Origin of the sequence: Cellulosimicrobium sp. KWT-B, from assembly GCF_002127155.1 — a bacterium.
GTDB lineage: Bacteria > Actinomycetota > Actinomycetes > Actinomycetales > Cellulomonadaceae > Cellulosimicrobium > Cellulosimicrobium funkei.
Genome location: NZ_NEDO01000015.1, coordinates 1 through 2,524 on the forward strand (window position 1 = coordinate 1; position 2,524 = coordinate 2,524).

Consider the following 2,524-nt stretch of genomic DNA (forward strand, 5'->3'; position numbering starts at 1 on the left):
GGCGAGGGCAAGACCGTGGATGCCTCTGGGACTACGCGTTCGTGGTGACGACGTGGTCGCGACCCTGGAAGAGGACCTGAATGCAAGGTCCCCCGGAGTTCGCTTCGTGCCGTTCGAAGTGTTCGGATCGACGCACGGCACGCACGAACGTGAGGTGCCGAAAGCAGGTGGGCGCATTGCACGATCGGCCAGCGACACTTCGTCAGCACACCCACTAGCCGGTTCGTTCCTCTCCAATAGTGGCCGATACCTGGAGGCCGCTTAACCTACCGGAGTCCGGTGCGCATAGCCCAGGCTCAAGGGGTCATCGAAACGTTGTTGTGTCAGGCTGATCGTAGGAGTTGGTCGAGGGTCTCGGCGGGTGTCTTCCATTCGAGGGTCTTGCGTGGTCTGGTGTTGAGCGCGAGCGCGACGGCGTCGAGATCGCCACGGGAGTGTCGGGACAGGTCGGTTCCCTTGGGGAAGTATTGGCGCAGGAGACCGTTAGTGTTCTCGTTGGTGCCGCGTTGCCAGGGGCTCTGCGGGTCGCAGAAGTAAATCGCCAGTCCAGTGTCGACGCGAAGCTGAGCGTGCTGGGCCATCTCGGCGCCCTGGTCCCACGTCAGTGATCGGCGGAGTTGTGCGGGCAGGGTCATGATCGTTTCCGCGATCGCGTCGCGGACCGCTTCGGCGCCGTGACCGGCGAGGGCCGGTCCGTTCTTGACGCGAGGCTCGATGCCGTGGCCTTCCATGGGAGGAAGGCGAAGCAGCATCGTGAATCGGGTCGTTCGTTCTACGAGGGTTCCGATCGCCGAACGGTTCAGGCCGAGGATGAGATCACCTTCCCAGTGGCCGGGAACAGCTCGATCCTCGGCCTCGGCGGGCCGTTCGCTGATCATGATCTCCGGCGTGACGAACTTCTTGCCGCGCCCGCGGGTGCGAGCTCGTGGCACGCGCAACGCCCGGCCTGTTCGCAGGCACGCGACCAGCTCACGTTTGAGTGCTCCGCGGCCCTGGACGTAGAGGGCCTGGTAGATCACCTCGTGGGAGATGCGCATGGACTCATCATGAGGGAAATCGACCCGGAGGCGGTGCGAGATCTGCTCGGGACTCCACGACTTCGCCCACCGCCGGTCCGCCCGTCGGCCGTGACGCCGACCGATGAACCGCACTTCGGGGCCAGCCACAAGCTCACCTGCGGGTCGTGCGATCATGCCCGCAAGACGGTCTTGCACATAGGCCCGCAACCGGTCGTTGGCGGCAAGTTTGGCAACCTTCGGACGGCTCGCGCGCCGTTCGGCATGCCACTGCGCGGTCGTCGCCCGATACGCCAACTCGTTGCTGCGCGTCGACGCGTTGCGGCGCAGCTCCCTCGAGATCGTCGATGGCGCACGACTGACCCGGCGAGCGATTTCACGCACACCGTGCTGCTGCGCGTGCAGGAGTGCGATCTCCTCGCGTTCAGCGAAGGACAGGTAACGGCCCGACACCGGGGCCAACATGAGAGGCGGCATCCCGCCAGCCTCCCGGAACCACCTGGTCCCAACCGCGGATGCCACGCCAGCCTCCGCGGCCGCGTCCTCGCTTGACACGCCGCAGGCGATCGCCTCCCAGAACCGAACCCGGTTCTCGCGACGCGCAGTCGACGGCCGACCCGGCGACCAGATCTTCCCCCGCATCGCACGGATCGCCTTCTGCTGCTCGTGCTTGGTGGTCATCGCGATACACCTCCATCTCGAGATGTTGCGACAACCACCTGAATTCGCCCAATACCTCGCGATCCGCTACACCGAACGCCTCGCCGAGACTGGCGTGGTGAACTCCGTCGGCTCACGCGCGGCGGCAGCTACGACAACGCGATGGCCGAGTCGATCAACGGGCTCTACAAGACCGAACTTGTCCGCAACACAAAGGCCCCTGGCGCGGCCTCGACGACAGCTCGCCACCCTCGAATGGGTCGAGTGGTTCAACCACCGACGACTCTTCGAAGACCACGGCCGCATCCCACCAGCAGAATTCGAAGACCGCTACTACCGTCAGACGAGCTCATGCCGCGAGGCTGAGACTCACACCCACGAGCCTGCATGATGCCCGGGGCGGTTCACTGAGCGCCTCGTCGGGAACATGGACACGAAAGACTCCACGGCGCCCCTCAGTTCTTCGTTTCGACGCTTAGGCTTGCGATCTGTGCGATCTGTGCGATCTGTGCGATCTGTGCGATCTGTGCGATCTGTGCGATCTGTGCGATCTGTGCGATCTGTGCGATCGGTCGATATGTTCCGTCGGCGACAAGCCGACGTGAAGGGTGTGGAACGCGACATAGTCAGCTCCGGCGGCGGTCCATGCGTCAAACGGCTCGTCCAACGGTGTCCTTTTCGATGTCGTGCGGATCCGCAAAGTCGTCGGCTGGTCCATCGATTCGACCCCAGACCGCCGCGCTGGTGACCAACGCGCTGGGCATGGCAATCACCCATCGCGACCCAGCGCACGGATGGTGCATTCGGGTCACGGCAGCCAGTTCACGTCTTGGGCGTTCACCGAATAA

General features: G+C 64.3%; 2 protein-coding genes and 1 pseudogene. 1 reads left to right on the forward strand and 2 read right to left on the reverse strand.

Annotated features, from left to right (window positions below; all coding sequences use genetic code 11):
* Nucleotides 1–323 precede the first annotated feature (323 nt).
* Nucleotides 324–1,697, reverse strand: a complete 1,374-nt coding sequence (locus B9L22_RS19485) for an IS30 family transposase (RefSeq protein ID WP_198947356.1) — start codon at nt 1,695–1,697, stop codon at nt 324–326.
* A 46-nt stretch (nt 1,698–1,743) separates the two neighbouring features.
* On the opposite strand from B9L22_RS19485, the pseudogene B9L22_RS20335 reads away from it, so the two are divergent.
* Nucleotides 1,744–2,067: pseudogene (locus B9L22_RS20335) on the forward strand (integrase core domain-containing protein); the annotation flags it as partial.
* 259 nt (nt 2,068–2,326) lie between these two features.
* Here B9L22_RS20335 and B9L22_RS20600 read toward each other — a convergent pair.
* On the reverse strand, nt 2,327–2,524 hold a 198-nt coding region (locus B9L22_RS20600), incomplete at its 5' end, for a hypothetical protein (RefSeq protein WP_233140260.1).